Annotated in this window: 17 protein-coding genes; 16 read left to right on the top strand and 1 reads right to left on the bottom strand. The window is 62.0% G+C overall.

Features of this window, described 5'->3' with window-relative positions; genetic code table 11:
- Positions 1 to 157: 157 nt before the first annotated feature.
- Positions 158 to 1,195, bottom strand: coding sequence for a LacI family DNA-binding transcriptional regulator (locus AC5WNI_RS09900; protein ID WP_153635991.1), 1,038 nt, complete (start codon positions 1,193 to 1,195; stop codon positions 158 to 160).
- A gap of 161 nt (positions 1,196 to 1,356) precedes the next feature.
- On the opposite strand from AC5WNI_RS09900, the gene ltnD reads away from it, so the two are divergent.
- The 16 genes from ltnD (at position 1,357) to AC5WNI_RS09820 (ending at position 21,581) form a co-directional block, all read left to right on the top strand.
- On the top strand, positions 1,357 to 2,295 hold the full coding sequence (ltnD, locus tag AC5WNI_RS09895) for an L-threonate dehydrogenase (protein WP_192839235.1): 939 nt from the start codon (positions 1,357 to 1,359) through the stop codon (positions 2,293 to 2,295).
- Positions 2,295 to 3,647, top strand: a complete 1,353-nt coding sequence (gene otnK, locus AC5WNI_RS09890) for a 3-oxo-tetronate kinase (protein ID WP_225346754.1) — start codon at positions 2,295 to 2,297, stop codon at positions 3,645 to 3,647. Before ltnD ends, otnK begins: the two co-directional genes overlap by 1 nt.
- On the top strand, positions 3,644 to 4,297 hold the full coding sequence (gene otnC, locus AC5WNI_RS09885) for a 3-oxo-tetronate 4-phosphate decarboxylase (protein ID WP_043336237.1): 654 nt from the start codon (positions 3,644 to 3,646) through the stop codon (positions 4,295 to 4,297). Before otnK ends, otnC begins: the two co-directional genes overlap by 4 nt.
- Before the next feature lie 38 nt (positions 4,298 to 4,335).
- On the top strand, positions 4,336 to 5,148 hold the full coding sequence (gene otnI, locus AC5WNI_RS09880) for a 2-oxo-tetronate isomerase (protein WP_225346753.1): 813 nt from the start codon (positions 4,336 to 4,338) through the stop codon (positions 5,146 to 5,148).
- An 83-nt stretch (positions 5,149 to 5,231) separates the two neighbouring features.
- A complete protein-coding gene (denD, locus tag AC5WNI_RS09875; protein ID WP_225346752.1) occupies positions 5,232 to 6,227 on the top strand; it encodes a D-erythronate dehydrogenase in 996 nt (331 codons plus the stop codon).
- A 163-nt stretch (positions 6,228 to 6,390) separates the two neighbouring features.
- Positions 6,391 to 7,767: a GntP family permease gene (locus AC5WNI_RS09870; protein ID WP_225346751.1), complete on the top strand. Its 1,377-nt coding sequence runs from the start codon at positions 6,391 to 6,393 to the stop codon at positions 7,765 to 7,767.
- A gap of 298 nt (positions 7,768 to 8,065) precedes the next feature.
- Positions 8,066 to 9,415, top strand: coding sequence for a GGDEF domain-containing protein (locus AC5WNI_RS09865; protein WP_225346750.1), 1,350 nt, complete (start codon positions 8,066 to 8,068; stop codon positions 9,413 to 9,415).
- The gene (locus tag AC5WNI_RS09860) at positions 9,412 to 10,656 is read left to right on the top strand and encodes a GGDEF domain-containing protein (RefSeq protein WP_225346749.1); all 1,245 of its coding nucleotides are present in this window, start codon (positions 9,412 to 9,414) and stop codon (positions 10,654 to 10,656) included. The genes AC5WNI_RS09865 and AC5WNI_RS09860 overlap by 4 nt, the downstream gene beginning before the upstream one ends.
- Positions 10,657 to 11,258: 602 nt before the next feature.
- Positions 11,259 to 12,665 (top strand): cytochrome ubiquinol oxidase subunit I, encoded by a 1,407-nt coding sequence (locus AC5WNI_RS09855; protein ID WP_225346748.1) that lies wholly within the window; start codon positions 11,259 to 11,261, stop codon positions 12,663 to 12,665.
- Positions 12,666 to 12,669: 4 nt separating this feature from the next.
- A complete protein-coding gene (gene cydB, locus AC5WNI_RS09850) occupies positions 12,670 to 13,668 on the top strand; it encodes a cytochrome d ubiquinol oxidase subunit II (RefSeq protein ID WP_225346747.1) in 999 nt (332 codons plus the stop codon).
- The gene (gene cydD, locus AC5WNI_RS09845; protein WP_225346746.1) at positions 13,655 to 15,451 is read left to right on the top strand and encodes a thiol reductant ABC exporter subunit CydD; all 1,797 of its coding nucleotides are present in this window, start codon (positions 13,655 to 13,657) and stop codon (positions 15,449 to 15,451) included. Before cydB ends, cydD begins: the two co-directional genes overlap by 14 nt.
- Positions 15,448 to 17,193, top strand: coding sequence for a thiol reductant ABC exporter subunit CydC (gene cydC / locus AC5WNI_RS09840; protein ID WP_225346745.1), 1,746 nt, complete (start codon positions 15,448 to 15,450; stop codon positions 17,191 to 17,193). The genes cydD and cydC overlap by 4 nt, the downstream gene beginning before the upstream one ends.
- A gap of 160 nt (positions 17,194 to 17,353) precedes the next feature.
- Positions 17,354 to 18,172, top strand: a complete 819-nt coding sequence (locus AC5WNI_RS09835) for a thermostable hemolysin (protein ID WP_225346744.1) — start codon at positions 17,354 to 17,356, stop codon at positions 18,170 to 18,172.
- Position 18,173: 1 nt separating this feature from the next.
- Positions 18,174 to 19,874: an AMP-binding protein gene (locus tag AC5WNI_RS09830; RefSeq protein ID WP_225346743.1), complete on the top strand. Its 1,701-nt coding sequence runs from the start codon at positions 18,174 to 18,176 to the stop codon at positions 19,872 to 19,874.
- Positions 19,875 to 19,884: 10 nt separating this feature from the next.
- Complete coding sequence (locus AC5WNI_RS09825) at positions 19,885 to 20,733, top strand: iron-containing redox enzyme family protein (RefSeq protein ID WP_225346742.1); 849 nt, start codon at positions 19,885 to 19,887, stop codon at positions 20,731 to 20,733.
- The gene (locus AC5WNI_RS09820) at positions 20,730 to 21,581 is read left to right on the top strand and encodes an SDR family oxidoreductase (RefSeq protein ID WP_495928360.1); all 852 of its coding nucleotides are present in this window, start codon (positions 20,730 to 20,732) and stop codon (positions 21,579 to 21,581) included. The genes AC5WNI_RS09825 and AC5WNI_RS09820 overlap by 4 nt, the downstream gene beginning before the upstream one ends.
- Positions 21,582 to 21,611 lie beyond the last annotated feature (30 nt).

Below are 21,611 nucleotides of genomic sequence, written 5' to 3'. Positions count from 1 at the left end.
TGAGGGCAGCGAGATGATCAGAAGACGCCGAATACTTTGCGTTTTACGTCAACTTTGCTCAGGCCGGGCGCCAACCCGCCCTGACGGACGCGAATGCATCGGTGAGAAGCCTCAATCGTGAGCCAATCGAGCTGCGTCAAAGGGAGGCTTTTCGGCCTCAGGTGCTGCCACCGACCCGCAGCGTGAATCCCAGGTCGTGGCTCAGTTCTCCTACGGGTTCGCCATTGATGCGCGCCAGCAGCTTGCGCGCTGCCATGCGGCCGATCTGCTCCCGCGGTGAGACGATGGTGGTGAGGCGCGGCGTGACATGCTCCCCGATCGGCAGGCCATTGAAGCCGGCGATGGCGATGTCGTCCGGGATGCGCACCCCAAGCCTGGCGGCAGCGAGAATGGCGCCACAGGCCATGTCATCGTTGGCGAAGTGGATGGCGTCGCAGTCAGGGAATGTCGCTTTGATACGCTCAAGCGCCTGAGCACCGCTGGTCATCTGTTGACGCACGGGCAGGTCGAGCAGGGGGGCGTCCTCGATGCCGGCCGCCGCCAGCGCCTCACGGTGCCCGGCATAGCGCATCGCCGCGCGATAGTCGCGATCGAGCTCGGCACCGGCGAAGTGGATCGTGCGATATCCGCGTGCCAGCAGGTGCTCGGTCATGGCGCGCCCAGCGGCGACATGATCCATCCCCACGTTCAGATCCAACCCTTCCCCCAGCTCCATGATCTCAACGATCGGCTGATTCCAGTTCTCCAGTATCTGGCGCGTCGCATCGTCATGGCGCAGCCCCGTCACCACCAGGCCCGCGGCCGACCAGCCCAGAAAGGTACGGATCAGCTGGGTTTCCCGAGCCAGATCGTAATCCGTCTTGCCCAGCAGCAGCTGATAGCCATGTGCCTCGAATTCGTCCTGCAGGCCCTTGATCACGTCGATGAATACCACGTTGGACAACGAGGGCACGATCACCGGAATCACGCGACTGGAGGCCGAGGCCAGGCTGCCGGCAATCATGTTGCGCACGTAGCCGACCTTCTCGATGGCCGCTTCGACTTTGACGCGTGTCGCTTCGCGCACGCTGTCGGGGCTATTGAAGTAGCGCGAGACGGTGATCGAGGAGACCCCGGCTTCCCGGGCCACGTCATTCAGGGTCGGCTGCATGGCACCCTTGCGGTTGCGGCGGGGAGATGATGGTGGATTAGACATATGTCGCGTTTTCTCATTTGCCGCTTGTCGTGACTTGGAGCCTAATCTATTAATGATGTTAGCGCTAACATGTTAGCGCTAACATTAAGCGAAGTGTTGATCGGTGTGCCGCATGAGGCCGCCTTGATCAGCACTTGAACAGCTTCCGCGGGAGATGCGAGATGACAGCAGCAACGACTTCACCGGTGATCGGCCTTGTCGGCCTCGGCGCGATGGGAATGGGCAGTGCGCGCGCCATGCTGGAAGCAGGCCTGGACGTGATCGGCTGTGATATCTCGCCCGCCGCCTGTCAGGCGTTCGAAGCGGCGGGTGGCCGCGCCGTTGCCTCGCCGCTGGAACTGGCGGCCGAGTGTCAGGTGGTGGTGCTGGTCGTGGTGAATGCCGATCAGGTCGAGCAGGTGCTGTTCGGGGCGCAGGGTGAGGGCGGTCTGGCCGAGCGACTCGCGCCGGGTAGCCTGGTGATCCAGTGTGCCACCGTGGCGCCGAGCTTCGCGCGCGAACTGGAAACCCGCCTGAACGGCATGCAGCTGGAGCTGCTCGACGCCCCGATCAGCGGCGGCGCCGTCAAGGCACGCAGTGGTGAGCTGTCCGTGATGTCCTCCGGCAGTGAAGCGGCTTACGTCAAGGCGGAACGCGTGCTGGCGGCGATGGCAGCCAATGTCTATCGGCTGGGCGACTGCGCCGGCCCGGGCTCGAGCGTCAAGCTGGTCAACCAGCATCTCGCTGGCGTGCACATCGCGGCGGCGGCAGAAGCCATGGCGCTGGGCATGAGCATGGGGATCGACCCCGACACCCTCTATGACGTCATCACCCATTCCGCGGGTAATTCCTGGATGTTCGAGAATCGCGTGCCGCACATCCTCAAGGGCGATTACACGCCGCTGTCGGCCGTCGACATCTTCGTCAAGGACCTGAACATCGTGCACAGCACCGGGCGCGAGCTGAAGCTTGCCATGCCGGTGGCCGGTAGTGCCCTGCAGCAGTTCACCGCCGCCAGTGGCGCAGGTTTCGGGCGCGAGGACGACTCGGCCGTCATCAAGGTCTATCAGCGTCTCGGCAGCTTCAGCCTGCCGGCCGCGAATGATGAAGGAGCGCAGTGATGCCGATCGTACTGGGCGGAATCGCCGATGACTTCACCGGCGCGACGGATCTTGCCAACAACCTGGTACGTGCCGGCATGCGCACCGTGCAGGTGATCGGGGTACCCCAGGACGCGCTGCAGGAAGGGGCGGCGAACGGGCTGGATCTGACTGAGGTCGACGCCGTGGTGGTCGCGCTCAAGTCGCGCAGCTGCCCGGTGGATCAGGCGATCAGTGAATCTCTCGCGGCGCTTGAATGGCTGAAAGCCCAGGGCGCGCGCCAGCTGTTCTTCAAGTACTGCTCGACGTTCGATTCTACGCCCGAGGGCAACATCGGGCCGGTCGCCGATGCCTTGCTGGCGGCCTTGTCTGCCACGCAGACGGCCTTCGTGCCGGCGTTCCCGATCAACGGGCGCAGTGTCTATCAGGGCCATCTGTTCGTCGGCGACCGCCTGCTCAATGACAGCGGCATGCAGCATCATCCCCTCAACCCGATGACCGATGCCGACATCGTGCGCGTGCTGTCACGCCAGACGCCGCATGGCGTGGGGCTGCTCGATCACGCCACTCTACGCCGCGGCGCGCAGGAGGCCCGTCAGCGTCTGGACGAGCTTGCCCATCAAGACGTGCGTCATGTGGTCTGTGACAGCCTCGATGAGCAGGATCTCGAGGTACTGGCCGAGGCGTTGGTCGATCACGCGCTGGTCACCGGTGGCTCTGGCCTCGCGCAGGCCTTGCCTGCCCAGTACCGCCGCAAGGGCTGGCTTGAGCCGATCGATGATGCGGCGGTGCTGGCCCCGGCGCAGGGCGCCGCGATGGTGCTGTCCGGCAGTTGTTCTCGCATGACGCTCAAGCAGGTGGCGCACTTCACTCAGCAGCATGCTGCCTTCGCGCTGGACCCCGTCAAGCTCAACGCGAGCGATACCCACTTCGAGGCGGCGCTGGAGTTCGCCCGTGAGCAACTGGCAGCGACGGACCCCAAGCCATTTCTGATCTACGCCTCGGCCGAGCCGGAAAGCGTCAAGGCGGCGCAGGCGTCACTGGGCGTCAAGCAGGCCGGTGAGCTCATCGAGTGCGCCCTGGCCAGTCTGGCCAGCACCCTGGTCGCGGAAGGCGTCGGGCGCCTGCTGGTGGCGGGGGGAGAAACCTCCGGCGCGGTGGTCTCGGCGCTCGACATCCGTGAGCTGCGTATCGGCGGCCAGATCGACCCCGGCGTGCCCTGGACACAGGCACCGCACCCGGCCGCCGGCCCCTCGCAGCCGGAGGCGATGCTCTCGCTGACACTCAAGTCCGGCAACTTCGGGGGTGAAGACTTCTTTACCCGGGCATTCGACGTGCTGGATGCCATGAATCCTCGCGAGGAGAACGCATGAGTCAGTCACAGCACGACATCAATGTGTTGCGTGAGCAGATCGCCACCTACGGCAAGTCACTGTTCGACCGCGGCCTGACCATGGGGTCCAGCGGAAATATCAGCCAGCGGCTGGACGATGGCGGCTGGTTGATGACGCCGACCAATGCCTGTTTGGGGCGCCTGGACCCGGCGCGCATCTCGCGCCTGGATGCCCAGGGTGTGTTGATCGATGGCGACGCGCCGACCAAGGAGCACTTCCTGCATCGCGCCATGTATGACGAGCGCCCGCAGTCGGGTGCCATCGTCCACTTGCATTCGACCCACTCGGTGGCGGTGTCCTGCCTGCCGGACGTGAATCCCTGCGAGTGCATTCCTCCGCTGACGGCCTATTACGTGATGCGGGTCGGCAAGCTGCCGCTGGTGCCTTATTACATGCCGGGCGACCCCGCGCTGGGCGATGCCGTGCGTGGCCTGGCCGGCAAGCACTGCGCCGTGTTGCTGGCTAATCATGGCCCGGTGGTGGCCGGGAAGACCCTGGAAGCGGCGGTCTATGCCACGGAAGAGCTTGAGGAAACCGCCAAGCTGTTCCTGCTGCTGCAGGGCAAGAACCCACGTGGGATGACCCCGGAACAGGTGGCGGAACTCGAAGCCAAGTTCGGCCGCCCCTGAGTGATGATGTCTTCGTCTGTGAAACCCAAGGATCTGACATGACCCGATTGGCCGCCAATCTCAGCATGCTGTTCACCGAGCATGACTTTCTCGATCGCTTCGCGGCTGCGGCCGAAAGCGGTTTTCGCGGGGTCGAATATCTCTTCCCCTATGCCTATGCCCCGGAAGAATTGCGCGCAAGGCTCGATGAGCACCAGCTGTCGCAGGTGCTGTTCAATCTGCCGCCGGGCGACTGGGAGGCCGGTGAGCGTGGCCTGACTTGCCTGCCGGGGCGCGAGGAGGAGTTTCGGGCCTCGGTGGCAGAGGCGATCCGCTATGCCCAGGCGCTCGATTGTCCGCGCGTGCATGCCATGGCGGGCCTGGTACCGAAGGATGCGGATGACGCCATGCGCGCGCGTTGCACCGAGACCTATATCAGCAACTTGCGTTACGCCGCCGCCGAGCTTGAGAAGGTCGGCAAGACACTGCTGATCGAACCGATCAACCCGCGCGACATGCCCGGCTTCTATCTGAGTGGCCAGGCGCAGGCACGCGAGATTCTCGCCCAGGTCGGCGCCGCCAACCTCAAGGTGCAGTTCGATCTCTATCACTGCCAGATCGTCGAGGGCGATCTGATCCGCAACCTGGAAGCGCAGTTCGCGCATATGGGCCATGTGCAGATCGCCGGCGTGCCGGACCGTCACGAGCCGGATGTCGGGGAAGTGCATTATCCGGCGCTGTTCGACCGGCTGGAGAGTCTGGGGTACGACGGCTGGATCGGCTGTGAATATCGTCCGCGGGGTGAGACGCGCGCAGGCCTCGACTGGGGTCGCGCCTTCGGGCTCAACGACGGCCAGTCGGGCACCGCCTGATCACGACTCAAGACAGCAGAAACGCCAATAACCACAACACGTCATGAGCCGTCATGCCAGGCGGCGAGCAAGGAGTCCTCACGATGCACGTCATGATTACCGGCGCCGCCGGATTTCTCGGTCAGCGCCTGACCGAGGCCTTGATCGACAAGGGCAGCCTGAAGGGGCAGCCATTGTCACGCTTGACCTTGCTGGATCAGATCGAGGCGCCACGTCCCGAGGCGGCGTCATGTCTGGCAGTTGAACCGGCCACCTCGCTGGATATCGAGATCGTGGCAGGCGATATCGCCGATGCCGAGGTGCTTGATCGCTGCCTGGCGGGCGAGCCGCAGGTGATCTATCACCTGGCAGCCGTGGTCAGCTCGGCGGCCGAGGCGGACCTGGCGCTCGGCATGCGCGTCAACTTCGATGCGACTCGCCTGCTGCTGGAAGGCTGCGCGGCGCGTGGATTGCGTGATACCCGGCTGGTGATGGCCAGTTCGGTCGCCGCCTACGGAGGCGATCTCCCCGAGACGCTGAGCGACATGACCGCGCTTGTGCCGCAGAACTCCTACGGCACCCAGAAGGCGATGTCGGAACTGCTGATCAATGACTACAGCCGTCGCGGGCTGGTGGATGGCTGTGTGCTGCGTCTGCCCACCATCATAGTGCGCCCGGGGCGTCCCAATGCGGCAGCCTCGAGCTTCGCCTCCTCCATCCTGCGCGAACCGCTCAATGGTGAACCCGCCATCTGTCCGGTACCGAGCGAACTCGAGATGTTCGTGATGTCGCCTCGTCGGGTGGTCGCGGCCCTGCTCAAGGGCGCGGAGGTGCCGAGCGCGAACTTCGGCCTCTCTCGCTGCTTCATGCTGCCGGGCATCACCGTCAGCGTCGCCTCAATGCTCGCGGCGCTCAAGGATATCGCCGGTGAGCAGGCGCTGGCACTCGTCAAGCATGAGCCTGACCCGCGTATCACCGCCATCGTCGGCAGCTGGCCGGCGCGCTTTGACACCCGCAAGGCGCGTTCGCTGGGCTTCGTCGGCGATGCCGACCTGCACGAGATTCTCAATGCGTATCGCGACGAGAGCGCCATCGTCTAGCCAGCGTCTGGCCATCTCATCCAGGACGAGCTCGCCAGACACCTTTGCCAGACCTGCTCGTCACATCAGTACGTCAATAACAACGATCGGCGTCATGCCAGCCGGCAGCGCCGACACCGCATACCTTGCACCACACAATAACAAACTACAGGAGTAGCACCCCATGACAGACGCCGCCGTCGCGGGGCCACAGGTCATCATCGGCCTGGGCATCGCCATCTTCGTCATGATCTATCTGGTATTGAAAACCCGCGTGCATGCCTTGCTGGCCTTGATCATCGCCGCCTCGCTGGCGGGGTTGATCGGCGGCATGCCGCCCAATGAGGTCATCAGTGCCATCACCACCGGTTTCGGCAAGACGCTTTCCACCATCGGTCTCGTGATCGGCTTCGGCGTGATGATGGGGCGTATCCTGGAGGTGACCGGTGCCGGGCAGCGCATGGCCTACGCCATCCTCAATCTGCTGGGCAAGAACAAGGAAGAGGCCGCGATGGCGCTGACGGGCTACATCGTCTCCATTCCGATCTTTTGTGATTCGGCCTATGTCATCCTCAACCCGCTGGTACGTTCACTGGCGCGCAACAGCGGACGTTCGGTGATCGGTCTGGGCATCGCGCTGGCGGCTGGCTTGATCATCACCCACTCGAGCGTGCCACCGACCCCTGGCCCGCTGGGCGTGGCCGGTATCTTCGGTGTCGACATCGGTCTGATGATCGGCTGGGGCCTGGTGATTACCGCGCCGGCGCTGATTGCACTGGTGATCTATGCCCGCCTGATGGGCCCGCGTATCGAGGCGATGCTGGAAGCCCAGCCGGGTGGTTTCGAAGGTAGCGTCAAGCATGACACCGACAGCATGATGCCTGAATCGGAGCTGCCTTCCCTGCTGATGTCCTGCATGCCGATCGGCCTGCCCATCGCGCTGATCTTCCTCAATACGCTGGTCAGTGCCGTGATGGGCGATACCAGCAATGCATTTACCAGCACCATCGCCTTCGTCGGCAACCCGGTGATCGCCGTGGGTATCGGGGTGCTGTTCGCCATCTATGGTCTGATGCCGAAGACTCCCAAGCAGGAAGTGTTCGATCATCTGGAAAAGGGTGTCGAGACGGCGGGTATCATTCTGCTGGTCACCGGCGCCGGTGGTGCGCTGGGCTCGGTACTGCGTGCCAGTGGTGGCGGCGATTACATCGCCATGCAGGTGGCGGCACTGGGGCTTCAGCCGCTGTTGATTCCGTTCATCATCGCCACCCTGGTACGCTTCATCCAGGGGAGTGGCACGGTGTCGATGATTACCGCGGCCTCGATCTCCGCGCCTATCCTGGTGGGCATGCCGGACGTCAACATGGTGCTGGCCGCGCAGGCCGCCTGTATCGGCGCGATGTTCTTCAGCTACTTCAATGACAGCTATTTCTGGGTCGTCAATCGCATGCTCGGCGTCAAGAGCACCAAGCATCAGATGCTGGTGCTGACCCTGCCGACGACGCTGGCCTGGGCCATTTCCATCATCACCCTGTTGCTGCTCAACGCCATCGTCGGTTGAGCCAGCCAGAGCAGTCTGTTTTATCAGGAGCGCCGGGCCTCATCGAGGTCCGGTTTTTTCGTTGGATTTTCGTTCATGTGCGAGGTATCAACACGGACATGCGGCGCTTGAGCATCTCCGTCAGCGTGGCTTTCAACATCTGCGCATGTAATAAAGAAAGCAGGGCGATCGAGGGAAATCAGACATGCCTTCACGAATGGCAATATTGGAGCAACACCTGAGTGCCACGACTCCTGCGAGGCTGAGCTTTGCCCCTGAACTCGAGAGGGACTTTGAACAGTTCGAGCATCGTCGGCGCATGAGTCGTGCCGTAATGGGCTGCTGGAGCCTGATCATCTTTCAGCTGATGTTCGTGCTCTATGACACCGTCTATGCGCCGGTCGCGATGCCGGTGACAGAGAATCTCGCCGTGATGCTGCGCCTGTACGTCTGCATCGCGCTCGCGATTCTCGTGCTGGTCCTCAAGAGTGAGGTCTGTCGCCCCGTCGGGCGCGAGGCGCTGCTGGTCGCGACACTGTGGGGCGTGATCGGCCTGGCAGCGTGGCTGGCGGTTCGCGAGAACCACCTGCGCTGCTTCCTCGAACTCTATGCGCTGGGCGTGGTGCCACTGGTCGGTATCGTCCTGATGCAGCTGCGTTTCGTCTCGGCTCTGTTGCTGTCGGCAGGGGGGATGGCCATCGTGATGAGCGTAGCGCTGAGCGTAGCGATGCCCTATGCCCATATGGACTTCGCGATCGTCTTCGTCTTCATGGCGTTCTGCCTGTTTTCGCTGATTGCCAGCTTCCGCATCGAGTTCTCGGCCCGTCATGCCTATCTGATGACCTCCATCGATCAACTGCGCCTGCAGGATGTGGAGTCACGCAATGCCGAGCTGCAGGAAATGGCCTGTCTCGACCCGCTGACCCAGCTCTACAACCGCCGTCATCTGATCGAGGTGCTCAAGCAGCACCATGGCGATGCTCAGCAGGCGAAGAACGGCGTATCAGCGTCCTATCCGGTGCCCCCGTTGCCGTGTCTGGCGCTGATGATGATGGATGTCGATCACTTCAAGGCCTTCAATGACCACTACGGGCATGTCGCGGGCGACAACTGCCTGTATCAGATCGCCCAGGCCTTGCAGGAAACACTGGACAGGGAAAAAGGCGCTGGCATCGCCGGTGCTCCCGAGGGGAAAGAGGCTGCGTTGGCCAGCGTCGTTCGCTTCGGCGGCGAGGAGTTTACCGCCCTGGTGGCCGTGCGTGATCTCGAGCATGCGCGCAGTCTGGCCGAGGCAATGCGCTATGCCGTCAAGTCGCTCAAGCTGCCTCACCGCGAGTCGGAACTCGGCGTCGTCACCCTGAGTGTGGGGCTTTGCGTCATCCCCTTGTCGCGCCTGCTCGAGGGCGAGGGGATGGAAGATGAAATGACGCGTGATATGGCGGTCGAGACGCTCCTCAGCCGCTGGGTCGATCAGGCCGACAAGGGGCTCTATCGTGCCAAGCGACATGGCCGCAACCGTACCTGCGTGCAACGTGGCAACGGTAATGGCAAGACGCGCGCCCAGGCCAGTGATGACCTTCATGATGAGCGGCAGAATGCGCAGCACGATGAACATAAGGCTGAGTTGCCAGATCCCAGGCCGCCGATGGGCGGAGCGGGTCTGTCATGAGAAGTCAAAAGCGACTCCCCGGCGGCCGCGAGGCGACGATGCCAGCGGCGGTGGCTGCCGAGCGCGGTGTCGTCGAGGGACTGATCGACGGTCGCGGTGCGTCACGCTGGCGGCTCATGTTCCCCGACACCCTCGAGACCCGGTATGTGGAAGAGACGCGCGTCTCGCGCACGCGCGGCTTGCTGTATTCCGGCATCTTCGCCTTCGTGATGTATGCCACCTTCCTGATCAGTGACACCATTCATCGCAGTGAGGACCTGGCACTGGCCGCCATGCTGCGGCTGGGCGGTGTCTGCGTGGTGGCCATGCTGGTGCTGCCGCTGGTGCAGCGGGCATCTTCCATGCGGCTCAAGGAGTGGCTGATGACCGCGCTGGTGATCAACACCATGCTGGTCAGCGCCATTCTGTTGCAGCTGTCGCGCACCGAGCTTTCGCATGTCGATACGCTGTTGTTCGGCTTCTTTCCGATGGTCGGCAACATTCTCTTTCGGCTGCGCTTCCCCCAGGCACTGACGGCGTCGCTGACCTGCACCCTCATAATGGCCGGGGTGATCGCGTTGGAACCTGCCGGTCAGGAGGGACTGGAGCTGCTGGCGATGGTGATCTTCGTCAGCACCACGGGGCTCTCGCTATTGGCCAATCATCAGCTCGAGCACAATCAGCGTCAGGTGTGGTTGCTGCGCCAGCGTGAGCGGCTGTTGCTGGAGGAGAAGCGCGCTGCCGGTCAACGTCTTACCCGTGAGGCCAACTGCGATGCGCTGACGGGCGTCTTCAACCGGCGTCACCTGGAGCGGGATCTGGCCCAGCGCTGGGCGGACCTGACCCGTGAGGACGGGCTGGCGATCCTGATGGTGGACGTCGATCACTTCAAGACCTACAACGACCATCATGGCCATGTGGAAGGGGATCACTGCCTGCAGCAGGTTGCCGGTGCGCTCCAGGCCGCCATCGGCCCGCAGCCGGGCATGGTGGTGCGCTATGGCGGCGAAGAATTCCTGGTTCTGCTGGAGTCAGTGACCGAGCGGCAATTGCGGGCCTGTGCCGAACGCATCCGCCGCAAGGTGCGTGCGCTCAAACTGATCCACCCCGACAGCGCGGTGGCGAAAGTGCTGACCGTCAGCGTCGGGGCGGTGAGCTACAAGGCCGAGCAGCACACCAACCTGACCGACCTGGTACGTGCGGCGGATGCGGCGCTCTATGACGCCAAGCATCAGGGGCGCGATTGCTGTGTCATACGGTGAGTTCCTGACGCGAAGGGGCAAAGCCACAAGGGAAAGGGCACAAAGAAGAACGAAGTGAGACAAGAGAGGTAAGTAGAGAAGAAAAGGAAAGAAGGAGACAACAAGGTGCGTTCTCGAAAGGGGGCGCGCTTTGCCTTTATGCAGCCATCAGGGCGCACATTCCTGGCTGGTTCAAGGTGCGCTGCAGGACAGAAATCAAGATAAACCGCGTCCGACGGCCGCTGGCATTGGTCGTATTCGAGGCTCGACGTGTGGTTATCTTGATGTACGTCAATAAAGGCGGATGTGCGGCGAAATATAGATGGCAAGCTTGAGCATGCCGAGTGGAAAATACGTGGATGCTGTCATGCAATATGGCGGGCCTGATCGATCACCACCATGGCGATTGATCGGATGGCTGGGCCTGCGGCAAAGCGTCATCGTGCACGATAGCCTGGTGTTTTCTATGCTCTTTGGGTTAGCTGGTAGAAAGATGGCTGCCATGATCGATGGAGTTTGGTGGTATGCCTTGTCGTCACGGGCCTGACCGTGATATCGCTGCGACTGTGCGTCCCACAACGGGATGAACAGAGTGCAATCCCTGGAGTCCTGAGGAGTCGCCCATGGAACTGGATCCCGTGATCCTGTCACGCATACAGTTCGGATTTGTCGTGTCATTTCATGCCGTCTTTCCGGTGTTTACCATCGGTCTGGCATCCTATGTGGCCTTGTTGCATGGCCTTTTCTACAAGACAGGCAATGCCGCCTGGGAGCGCCTTGCAGCGTTCTGGGTGAAGGTATTCGCTGTGGTCTTCGCGATGGGCGTGGTCTCGGGCATCGTGATGGCCTTCCAGTTCGGCACCAACTGGAGCAACTTCAGTTATGCCAGCTCCAACTTCATCGGCCCGATGCTCAGCTATGAGGTGGTGACGGCCTTCTTCCTGGAGGCAGGCTTCCTTGGCGTCCTGTTGTTCGGGCGTGGCAAGGTGCCGGAAGGGGTGCATCTGTTCGCGGCCCTGATGGTGGCGCTGGGGACCTTCATCTCCGCGTTCTGGATTCTCTCCACCAACAGCTGGATGCAGACCCCGGCAGGGGTGGAGCTGGTGGATGGTCACTTCTTCGTCAAGGACTGGGCCGCGGCCATCTTCAATGCCTCGCTGCCGTATCGCTTCGCCCACATGGCGATCGCCTCGTTCCTGACCGGCGGCTTCGTGGTGGCTGGGGTGAGCGCTTGGTATCTGCTGATCGGGCGTGATGTCGAGGCCAACAAGCGCGCGCTGTCCATGTGCATGTGGCTGCTGCTGGTGCTGGCGCCGGCGCAGGCGGTGGTGGGTGACATGCACGGCATCAACACGCTGGAGCACCAGCCGACAAAGGTCGCGGCGATGGAAGGCAACTGGGAGACCCAGTCGGGCGCGCCGCTGCTGCTGTTTGCTTGGCCGGACAAGGAAGCCCAGACGAATCACTTCGAGATCGCGATTCCGAAGCTGGCTAGTCTGATCCTGACTCATGACCCCGACGGTGTGGTGCCGGGGCTCAAGGAGGTCGCGCCTGACAAGCAACCGCCGGTGTGGTTCGTGTTCTGGTCGTTCCGCGTGATGGTGGCGATGGGGCTCTTGATGATCGCCGTGGCTTTCATCGGTTTCTATCTGCGCCGCGGGGGCAGGCTCTATCACTCACGTCCCTTCCTGCAGACGCTGCGCCTGATGTCCATCGCGCCATTCTTCGCCGTGCTGGCGGGCTGGTTCGTGACCGAGGCCGGGCGGTCGCCATGGTTGGTTTACGGGATGATGACCCAGCAGGAGGCCGTTACGCCGTCACTCACCGGATGGATGGTGCTGACCACCCTGATCGGCTATTTCCTGGTCTATCTGGTGGTCTTCGTGACCGGCAGCTACTACCTGACCCGCGTCATCCGCGGTGGCATGCAACCGGAACTGCCGCATGACGAAGTCGAGACCGCGATGCGTCCGCTGTCTGCCGCCCATGAGAGCCTGGATGACGATGCCAGCCGTACGGTGAGGAGTTGAGCTGATGGAAATGATCAATCTGACAATGATCTGGGCGCTGATCATCGGTTTCGGCGTCATGATGTACATCCTGATGGATGGCTTCGATCTCGGGGTGGGCATCCTGTATCCCTTCGCTCCTGACGAGCACGCCCGCGACGTGATGATGAACTCGGTCGCGCCCATCTGGGACGGCAACGAGACCTGGCTGGTGCTGGGCGGGGCCGGGTTGCTGGCCGCCTTCCCGGCGGTCTACACCATCCTGCTGCCGGCGCTGTATCTGGGGGTGTTTCTGATGCTGGCGGGGCTGATCTTCCGTGGCATCGCCTTCGAGTTCCGCTTCAAGTCCTCGCGCAATCGCCACTGGTGGAACATCGCCTTCAGCGGTGGCTCCTTCCTGGCGACCTTCTGTCAGGGCGTGGTGGTCGGTGCCTATATTCAGGGCTTCGCCACCGAAGGGCATGTCTACGTCGGCGGCGCCTTTGACTGGTTGTCCCCGTTCACCGTGATCACCGGGCTTGCGCTGGTGGTAGGTTATGCTCTGTTGGGGGCCACCTGGACCATCATGAAGAGTGAGGGCGAGGTGCAGGAGTGGGCCTATCGCATCACGCCGAAGCTGCTGATTGCCGTGCTGGTCGGCTTCGGGGTCATCAGTCTCTACACCCCGTTCGTGGATGAGTACGTGCGGGAGCGCTGGTTCGACCATCTGGGTGTGTTCTGGGTCTTCCCGGTACTGGCGCTGTGCTGCGCGGCATTGATCTGGCGGGCCACCAGCAAGCGCCTGGAAGGACAGCCCTTCGTGGCGACGCTGGGTCTGTTCCTGTTCACTTATCTCGGGCTGATCTTCAGCAAGTGGCCGTATCTGGTGCCACCGGATATCACCTTGTGGGACGCAGCCTCCGCGCCGGAATCGCAGTTGTTCCTGCTGTTGGGCGTCCTGTTCGTCATTCCGATGGTGCTGGGCTATACCGCCTGGAGCTACTGGGTGTTCCGCGGCAAGGTCAAGGAAGGTGGCTATCACTGAATCAGTCAAGTCCCCGGTCGGTAACGCTGACCGGGGCACCCGAAAATGCAGCCAGGCCGGCAGATGGCTGAGACAGCAGGCGACGCGAGAGCGTCGCCTGCTTGGGTTTGCGGCGTGCTTCGGCATCCTGGCCGGCGGCCTGACGGTCGCCCAGCTGGTGCTTGCCGCCTGGGTGATCAGCGAAGCCATCGCGTCTCCCGCCGCGCTGGGAGAGCTCATGTGGCCCTTCGTCGGTCTGCTGGCGCTCCTGGGCGCGCGGGTACTGGCAACGGGTGGACAGGAGTTGTTCGCCCAGCGCGCAAGCCAGCGACTGCGTCAGGCCATTCGTGGTGAGGTGTTGACGGCACTCGAGACATTGGGGCCGGTCCGCGCTGCCCGTTATCACAGCGCCGAGCTCGCCCAGCGCTGGGTGGAACAGGTCGAGGCGCTGGAAGGCTACTTCGCGCGCTTTCATGTGCAGATGCGTCTGGTGGTGATCACGCCGCTGGTGATTCTTGCCATCGTGCTCAGTCAGGACTGGCTGGCGGCCATCCTGTTGGGGCTGACCGCGCCGCTGATACCGCTGTTCATGGCATTGGTCGGCATGGGGGCCGAGTCGCTCAATCGTGACCAGTTTCAGGCGGTCTCTCGGCTGTCGCGTCACTTCGTCGATCGGGTGCGTGCCATCACCACCCTGCGGCTGTTCGGGCTAGGGGATCTGGCGACTCGTGAGGTGACGCTGGTGGCCGATGATTACCGCAAACGCAGCCTGCGCACCTTGCGGCTCGCCTTCCTGTCATCGGCGGTGTTGGAGTTCTTTGCCTCGGTGTCGATCGCCGTGGTCGCCATCTACATCGGCTTCGGCCTGCTCGGCGACATCCCCATCGGGCCCGCCGATGAGCTGACGCTGTTCAGTGCACTGGTGATCCTGCTGCTGGCGCCCGAGTTTTTCCAGCCGTTGAGAACTCTGTCCCAGTTCTATCATGATCGCGCTTCGGCGCTTGCCGCCTCCGAGACACTGATGGAGATCCTAGCGGCCGCCGATACCGCGCCGCCGCGCCATGCCGACCCTGTGGAGAAGCCTGCGCCTCGTGACGCTGCCGACTCACCCACAACGGATGAGCTGCTTCGACTGACGGAGGTCTGTCTGAGCCACCCCGAGCGCGGGCAGGTGCTGGGGCCGCTGGGTCTGGCGCTGATGGAGGGCGAGGTGCTGGTCATCAGCGGGACTTCCGGGGCAGGCAAGTCGACCCTGCTTCAAGTGATGGCCGGCTTCGTGGCCCCTGATGACGGCATCCGCCACATTCGCGCTCGGCTGCGGCTTGCTTGGATGGATCAACGTCCGCTGTTGATGCAGGGCAGCCTGGCCGACAACCTGCGGATCACAGCTCCCGAGGCCAGTGACGCTGATATCACCCTCGCGCTCGAGCGTGCCGGGCTCAAGACCGTGCTTGCCGCCTTGCCTCAGGGCATCGACACGCCGCTTGGCGAGGGCGGGCGCGGGTTGTCCGGTGGCCAGGCACAGCGCCTGGCGCTGGCGCGGGTGTTTCTGAGCGATGCTGCGCTGGTACTGCTTGATGAGCCCACCGCCAGTCTGGATGCCGAGACGGAGCGTCATCTGATCGCGGGCTTTCAGTGGTTGAGCACGCAAGGGCGAACCCTGGTGATCGCGACCCACCATCCGGCCTTGATCGCCATGGCGACGAGCCATCTGGTACTGGAGGAGGGTCAAATCCTGCCGATGGCTGTCACGACGGCCACGGCGACGCGCCAACAGCACGAGCCGACAGGAGACCGCGCATGATGCACCCCGAGAGCGACAGCGTGACCTTGCGCGAGGCACTTTCCCGTCTGGCCCCCTGGTGGCGTCTGCATGATCGCTATCGCCGTCGTCTGATACTCGGCGTGGTGCTGATGATGCTCACGGCCTGCTCGGCACTCGGCCTGCTGGCGGTGTCCGGCTGGTTCATCACTGCATCCGCTCTGACCGGGGCTTCGCTGGCTGCCGGCGCGGCCATGACGCTGGATGTCTATACCCCGGGCAGTGGTATCCGGCTGTTCGCCGTCGCGCGTACCGTGTCGCGTTATCTGGAGCGGCTCTACAACCACGATACCATCCTGCGTCTGCTGGCCAGTCTGCGCGGCACGGCCTTTGACGCACTGGTGACCATGGACCCCGCGCGGGTGGCGGCGCGGCGTTCCAGTGACTGGCTCAACCGCCTGACTGCCGATATCGATACCCTGGATGCCCTCTATCTGCGTCTAGCGGCGCCGCCACTGATGGCGCTGGGACTGATCGCGGTGTTGGTGGTGCTGGTCGCTATCTGGCTGCCGCAGACGGCGGTGTGGCTTGCGGGACTGTTGCTGCTGGGCTGGGCCTGGTTGACACTGGGGCAGGCGCGCTGGGGGCTGAATGCCAGCCGGCAACGCGTCACGACCCTGGAGACGTTGCGCTCGGCACTGATGGAGACGCTGCGTGGTCAGGCGGAGCTTGAGGCCTATGAGGCGCTGGGCAGTGCCCGTCAGCGTCTAGACGAGATCGAATCCCGACTGTTGAAGGATCAGTGGCGTCTGGCGGTGATCGCGGCCATCGGCAATGGGCTGGCCAGTCTGGTGATTGGCCTGTCGTGGTTGCTTTTGCTGGCGGCCGCCATGCAGGGAATATCGGATGAGCGACTGACGCCGGCTGTGATGGTCATGCTGCCACTGGCGGCCATGGCCTTGAGTGAGGGCTTGGCGGGATTGCCGGCGGCCTTCACTCAGGCCGGTGCTACCTTGGGCGCTGCCGAGCGACTCAATGAGCTGTCCTTCGCCACGCGACCGCTGGAAGGTCGGCAGACCCTGGCCAGCGGAGCCGTCCGGGTACAGATACAGCAGGTGTCGTGGCGTTATCCCGGTGCCTGGTTCGAGGCGCTGCATGAGGTAACGCTTGATATCGTCCCAGGCACCCAACTGGCCATCTGTGGAGCATCCGGTTCCGGCAAGTCGACGCTGGCGGCCTTGCTGACTGGTCAGACGCGCCTGCAGAGCGGCAGCATCCTGCTCAATGATCAGCCCATCGAGGCCTGTTCGCCCGAGGCGCTTTCCCATGCGGTGGGCTGTCTGACCCAGCAGGTGGAGCTGCTGGATGCTAGCCTTGCCGACAACCTGCGACTGGGCGCGCGTCAGGCCAGCGATGCGCAGGTCTGGCAGGCTCTGGAAGCGGTGGACCTTGCCGAGTGGGCACGCCAGTTGCCGCAGGGGCTCTCCACCCGAGTGGGTGAGGGCGGCCGGCAGGTCTCGGGGGGGCAGGCGCGGCGCCTGGGGTTGGCGCGTCTCGTGCTGACGGACCCGGGATTGCTGATTCTGGACGAACCCTTTTCCGGCCTGGATGCGCGCACCACACAGCGTATGGCACAGCGTCTGGAGGGTTGGTTCAAGGCGCGAACGGTGATCTATCTGCTGCATGAGCATGACTTGGCTTCACCGCGCCCCGGTACGCAGAGCATCACTCGGGTTCACTCACTTCCGGTAACGAGTAGCGTTCTGGCGCAAAAGAAACTCTGATCCCGGAATCCTCTCTGTGGCAATCGACCTGGCTTGCAGAATGACATGCACGGTTACCTCTCAGGCCGTGCATTTCTTAGTGACGATCTTTTTTCCTGTCTTAAGCCTTCGCTAAGCTGGCGACCCTAGTCTGGGGATATCTTCCTCGATGAGGTGCCCCATGGAATTTTCAAGCTCTCAGCTTACGACAGCGACGGTTGCGGTCAGCAATGATGTTTCGCCTGTTATCCGTTCCAGTAGTTCTTCTCTTGTAGCAAGAGACACTTCGTTTCCAGAGACGCCAGCGCCATCCGATATCACGGTACGCAATCAGTTGTATTGGTGCGATATAGCTGGCCGGCCTCAGGCAGAGGCCTTCGTGAAAGCTTGTTTCCAGCGTCACCACAGTGCGCGCATTCACGTCCACTATTCTCGTCTGCTGGTGATGCAGGGTGAGCCAGAGGGTGTTCATTCGCTTGATATCGGAGATGTCGGCATTCATGCAGTGACTGGGTTGATGCGCGCCGATGAAGGTCCCTTGAGGGTGGAAGACTATCTTGGAGTTCGCATCGAGACGCTGCTGGCCGACACTGAGCAACGTCAGATCGAACGGCATCAGATCATGGAGATCGGTGCACTATGCAGCGCCACTGCGGGTGCAGGACGAATGCTGATGTTGGCTCTGGTTGAGGTGCTGGCGAGTCTCGAGGTCGAGTGGCTGGTGGTGACGGCTTCGCGCGAGGTGAGAAATGGTCTGTCACGTCTGGGTATCGCCATGCGTGATATGGGCAAGGCCGATCCCACATGCCTTGACAGTCAGGATGATTGGGGAAGCTATTATGCACATGATCCTCGCGTCGTCGTTATTCGTCCCTTGGATGAGGCTCAGCGGATGGGCAGCTCTCCTTTGGGGCGCCGATTGCTGGCTGGAGCACCACGCTTTCTGAAGACAAGCCTTTCACCATTCCCGGCATTTCCTACCACTAACGGAGGATGCTGAGGTGAACTCACGACTGCTGGAGACGCTAGAGCTCCTGTCCGAGGTCGACCCTGCGCGAGTCTTGCTGATAGGGCGCGATGCCATCCATGAGGATCGAGATTACACGGCAAAGCAACTATGGGAGGCGATCGAGGTACTTGGAGGCGCCTTCAATGCCGTTGGTATTCGCCATCTGGGGTTGGCGGGGGACAACAGTCCGCAGTGGCTTGTCATCCAACTTGCCGCCTGGCGGGCGGGTATTGTCGTTACCCCTATTGCGAATTTCTTCAGTTCCGAACAGTGCCAACATCTGTTGGCTACTACGGCACTTGATGCCATCGCGAGCGCTGAACCGGGGGCGTTGACTCGTCTGGTCAATTTAGAAGTTTCCAATGAGAGTCTGGCCGATGAGTCATGGCATGCTCAGCTGGATCATGAGATTGGCGAGGGCGAATGGAGGTCCCGCTGTCTGTCGCTGGAAAAGGGTGAGGCGGTCTATCTGATACAGCGCTCATCCGTCCCTGCTGCCGTCCCAGCCGGCACTGCATTGATCACGTTCACTTCTGGGACGACAGGGGCGCCCAAGGGAGTCTGTCTGTCGCTTGAGCATCTTGAAAAGGTTCTTGAGGGTCTATCGGCACGATTGGAGCCCGTGACGCTCAAGCGGCATGGCGTTCTCCTGCCGCTGGCAGTGCTACTGGAGAACCTCGCTGGTGGTCTGCTGGCACTGTGGCAAGGCCGCTGCGCCATCGTGGATACCGCTAGTTGCACTGGATTGATTGGTAGTGGAGGGCTCAATGCCCTGACGCTTGAATCCTGGCTTGATGAACGTCGGCCCCAGAGCCTGATTCTGGTCCCTAATCTGCTGCAGGTATTGGTTGCATTGTGTGAGAGCTCACCGATTGAGTCACCTTGGCGCAACTCACTGACGCTGGTCGCGGTCGGTGGAGCCAAGGTCCCCGCTTCGCTGCTGGCGCGTGCCATAAGGCTTGGCCTGCCGGTCGCCCAGGGATATGGCTTGTCGGAATTGGGGTCCGTGGTGTGTCTGTCGTTACCTGGGGAGGAAAAAGGCGAAATTGACAGTGTCGGGCAGCCGCTTGAGGGCCTGAATCTCTCACTCGATGATACGGGACAGCTGATGATCCACGGCCGTCGCATGCTGGGCTATCTGGGGGAACTGAATCCCTTGTCAGCCGATCAGCCATGGCCCAGTGGTGACCTTGCTCGCTGTCTCGAAACCGGGGGCTGGTGTCTGGAAGGGCGACAAAGAGACGTGCTGATCCTTTCCTCGGGCCGAAATGTCTCGCCAGGGTGGATCGAGGCAGAGCTGGCACTCATTCCCGGTATCCGACAGGCCTTCGTGGAGGGTGATGGTCTATGCGGATTGATTGCCTTGCTGGCACCGGTGCTCAACGGAGACTCCACGTGTACGGAGGATGCCATTGCTCGAGCGATTACCCTGCTCAATTCTCGTTTGCCTGATTACGCCCGACTTGTTGCCTGGCAGGTACTGGAAGCATCACCGGATACCACGCAGCCATTATCGATTGCCAGTGGTGAAATGACGGATAACGGGCGCCTCAGGCGCGCGCGTATTCGTGAACGGCGTGGTGATGATCTCAAGCGATTAGCTCAACGCATCTCGACGCCATCGACCGTTTATCCCTGCCCCTCTTCTTCCCAAGAGTCTGACGTATTGTCACGTCATCACAGTGCTTCCTGAGGAAATGATCATGTCCTTAAACAACAACGTCTCATCATGCCAATCTGTCAATCGGCAGGCGGATACTGGCGAAGTCGCTAGTCAGACTCCTGCTGCCTCTGGAGCTGGCATCCCCTCCGACAATGGCCGGCCTGATGGGTTCTACCGTCAGTTGGTCGCTGCCACGGCCACGGAACGCGAGAAGTTGCTGTCCGGTCCTCTGGTGGCCCGTGCACTGAATGGCCAGATCACCCTGGCGGAATATCGCGCCTTCCTGGCCCAGGCCTATCACCATGTGCGCCATACCGTATCGCTCATGATGGCCTGTGGGGCGCAGTTGTCAGAACCCGCTCATGTCTCGCGAGACGCGCTGCGTATGGCCGTCGCGGAATACATTGATGAAGAGAAGGGGCACGAGCATTGGGTACTGGATGATCTCGCTGCGACGGGAGTCCCTCGTGAGAGGGCGGTGCAACGAGCGCCACTGTTGGCAACCGAGCTGATGGTGGCTTATGCCTACGACAGCATACGTCGGCGTCATCCACTCAGCATGTTCGGGATGGTGCTGGTGCTGGAGGGGACCAGTACTGCTGTGGCCAGCGGGGCCGGACGAGCCGTGCGTGACAGTCTGGGACTCGGAGATGATGCCTTCCACTATCTTTTTTCTCATGGCGAGCTTGATATCTCTCACATGGAGTTCTTCGCCAACCTCATGGACAGTATCACCGATGAAGGAGAGCAGCAGGCAATTATCCATGCCGCCAAGGCCTTCTATCATCTCTATTCCAGTGTCCATCAGGCTGCGCTCGAGGATGCATTCCACTGGACTGATGCGGCGCTTGCAGCGGATTGCGCCATGGAGAAGGAGGCGTTGGCATGAGCCACTCGCTTCACGCATCCAGAGTATTGATCACAGGGGCCAGTGGCGGGATAGGACGGGCACTGGCCCATGAGCTGGCGAGGCTCGGCTGTGAACTATGGTTGGTAGGGCGTCGTCGTGACACGTTGGAGGCATTGCGTGATGAGTTGCCCAAGGGCGTGGTAACCAGCTTGCTGGCACTTGATCTGACCCACGTCAGTGCCCGTGAGGCATTGAGTGATGCACTATTGACCTGTCCTCAGTCTCAGCGCCCTTTTCTGGTGGTACATCTGGCGGGTGTGAATGAGGTTGGCTGGTTTGCCCAACAGTCGAGCGAGAAGGTGGAACGATTGCTCGACATCAACTTGACCAGCACGATCTTGCTGACCCAGCAGCTCTTGCCGATCCTGGCGTTGGCAGAAAAAGCACAGTTGATGCGGGTGGGGTCGATGCTTGGTCATATCGGCCACCCTGGCAATGTTGCCTATTGTGCCTCGAAGGCAGGACTCAGGGGGTTCAGTGAGGCATTGGCGCGAGAGCTCGCAGGCAGTTCCGTGAAGATACAGTACATTGCACCTCGGGCAACTCGTACTCCCATCAATCCACAACATGTTGAGCAGATGAACGCGGCATTGGGCAATGCCATTGATGAGCCAGAAAGCGTTGCGAGACTTGTGGTGAAGCAGTTGGCTAGTGGGCAAGTGCGCCAAACGATAGGGTGGGCAGAGCGATCCTTCGGTGTGCTCAATAGTTTGTGGCCGAGACTATTGGACCGTGGATTGGTAGGCAAGCGTCAAGTGATGGAACGCCATCTCGGTCCGCTCTCACATACGAATGAAAAGATAGGGGCTACCTCCCATAAAGCGTGAGGATGCGAATAACACGTCAAATTCGTGCGA

It is taken from the genome of Cobetia sp. PDI-12MA (genome assembly GCF_059507695.1).
This window is presented reverse-complemented; position numbering and strand designations above follow the sequence as displayed.

Bases quoted from the DNA above. Each gene is read 5' to 3' on its own strand.
- AC5WNI_RS09870 (WP_225346751.1), top strand. From the start codon at position 6,391: ATGACAGACGCCGCCGTCGCGGGGCCACAGGTCATCATCGGCCTGGGC.
- cydC (WP_225346745.1), top strand. From the start codon at position 15,448: ATGATGCACCCCGAGAGCGACAGCGTGACCTTGCGCGAGGCACTTTCC.
- AC5WNI_RS09855 (WP_225346748.1), top strand. From the start codon at position 11,259: ATGGAACTGGATCCCGTGATCCTGTCACGCATACAGTTCGGATTTGTC.
- otnK (WP_225346754.1), top strand. From the start codon at position 2,295: ATGCCGATCGTACTGGGCGGAATCGCCGATGACTTCACCGGCGCGACG.
- AC5WNI_RS09900 (WP_153635991.1), bottom strand. From the start codon at position 1,195: ATGTCTAATCCACCATCATCTCCCCGCCGCAACCGCAAGGGTGCCATG.
- AC5WNI_RS09865 (WP_225346750.1), top strand. From the start codon at position 8,066: ATGAGTCGTGCCGTAATGGGCTGCTGGAGCCTGATCATCTTTCAGCTG.
- AC5WNI_RS09860 (WP_225346749.1), top strand. From the start codon at position 9,412: ATGAGAAGTCAAAAGCGACTCCCCGGCGGCCGCGAGGCGACGATGCCA.
- otnC (WP_043336237.1), top strand. From the start codon at position 3,644: ATGAGTCAGTCACAGCACGACATCAATGTGTTGCGTGAGCAGATCGCC.
- AC5WNI_RS09835 (WP_225346744.1), top strand. From the start codon at position 17,354: ATGGAATTTTCAAGCTCTCAGCTTACGACAGCGACGGTTGCGGTCAGC.
- cydB (WP_225346747.1), top strand. From the start codon at position 12,670: ATGGAAATGATCAATCTGACAATGATCTGGGCGCTGATCATCGGTTTC.
- AC5WNI_RS09825 (WP_225346742.1), top strand. From the start codon at position 19,885: ATGTCCTTAAACAACAACGTCTCATCATGCCAATCTGTCAATCGGCAG.
- ltnD (WP_192839235.1), top strand. From the start codon at position 1,357: ATGACAGCAGCAACGACTTCACCGGTGATCGGCCTTGTCGGCCTCGGC.
- otnI (WP_225346753.1), top strand. From the start codon at position 4,336: ATGACCCGATTGGCCGCCAATCTCAGCATGCTGTTCACCGAGCATGAC.
- denD (WP_225346752.1), top strand. From the start codon at position 5,232: ATGCACGTCATGATTACCGGCGCCGCCGGATTTCTCGGTCAGCGCCTG.
- AC5WNI_RS09820 (WP_495928360.1), top strand. From the start codon at position 20,730: ATGAGCCACTCGCTTCACGCATCCAGAGTATTGATCACAGGGGCCAGT.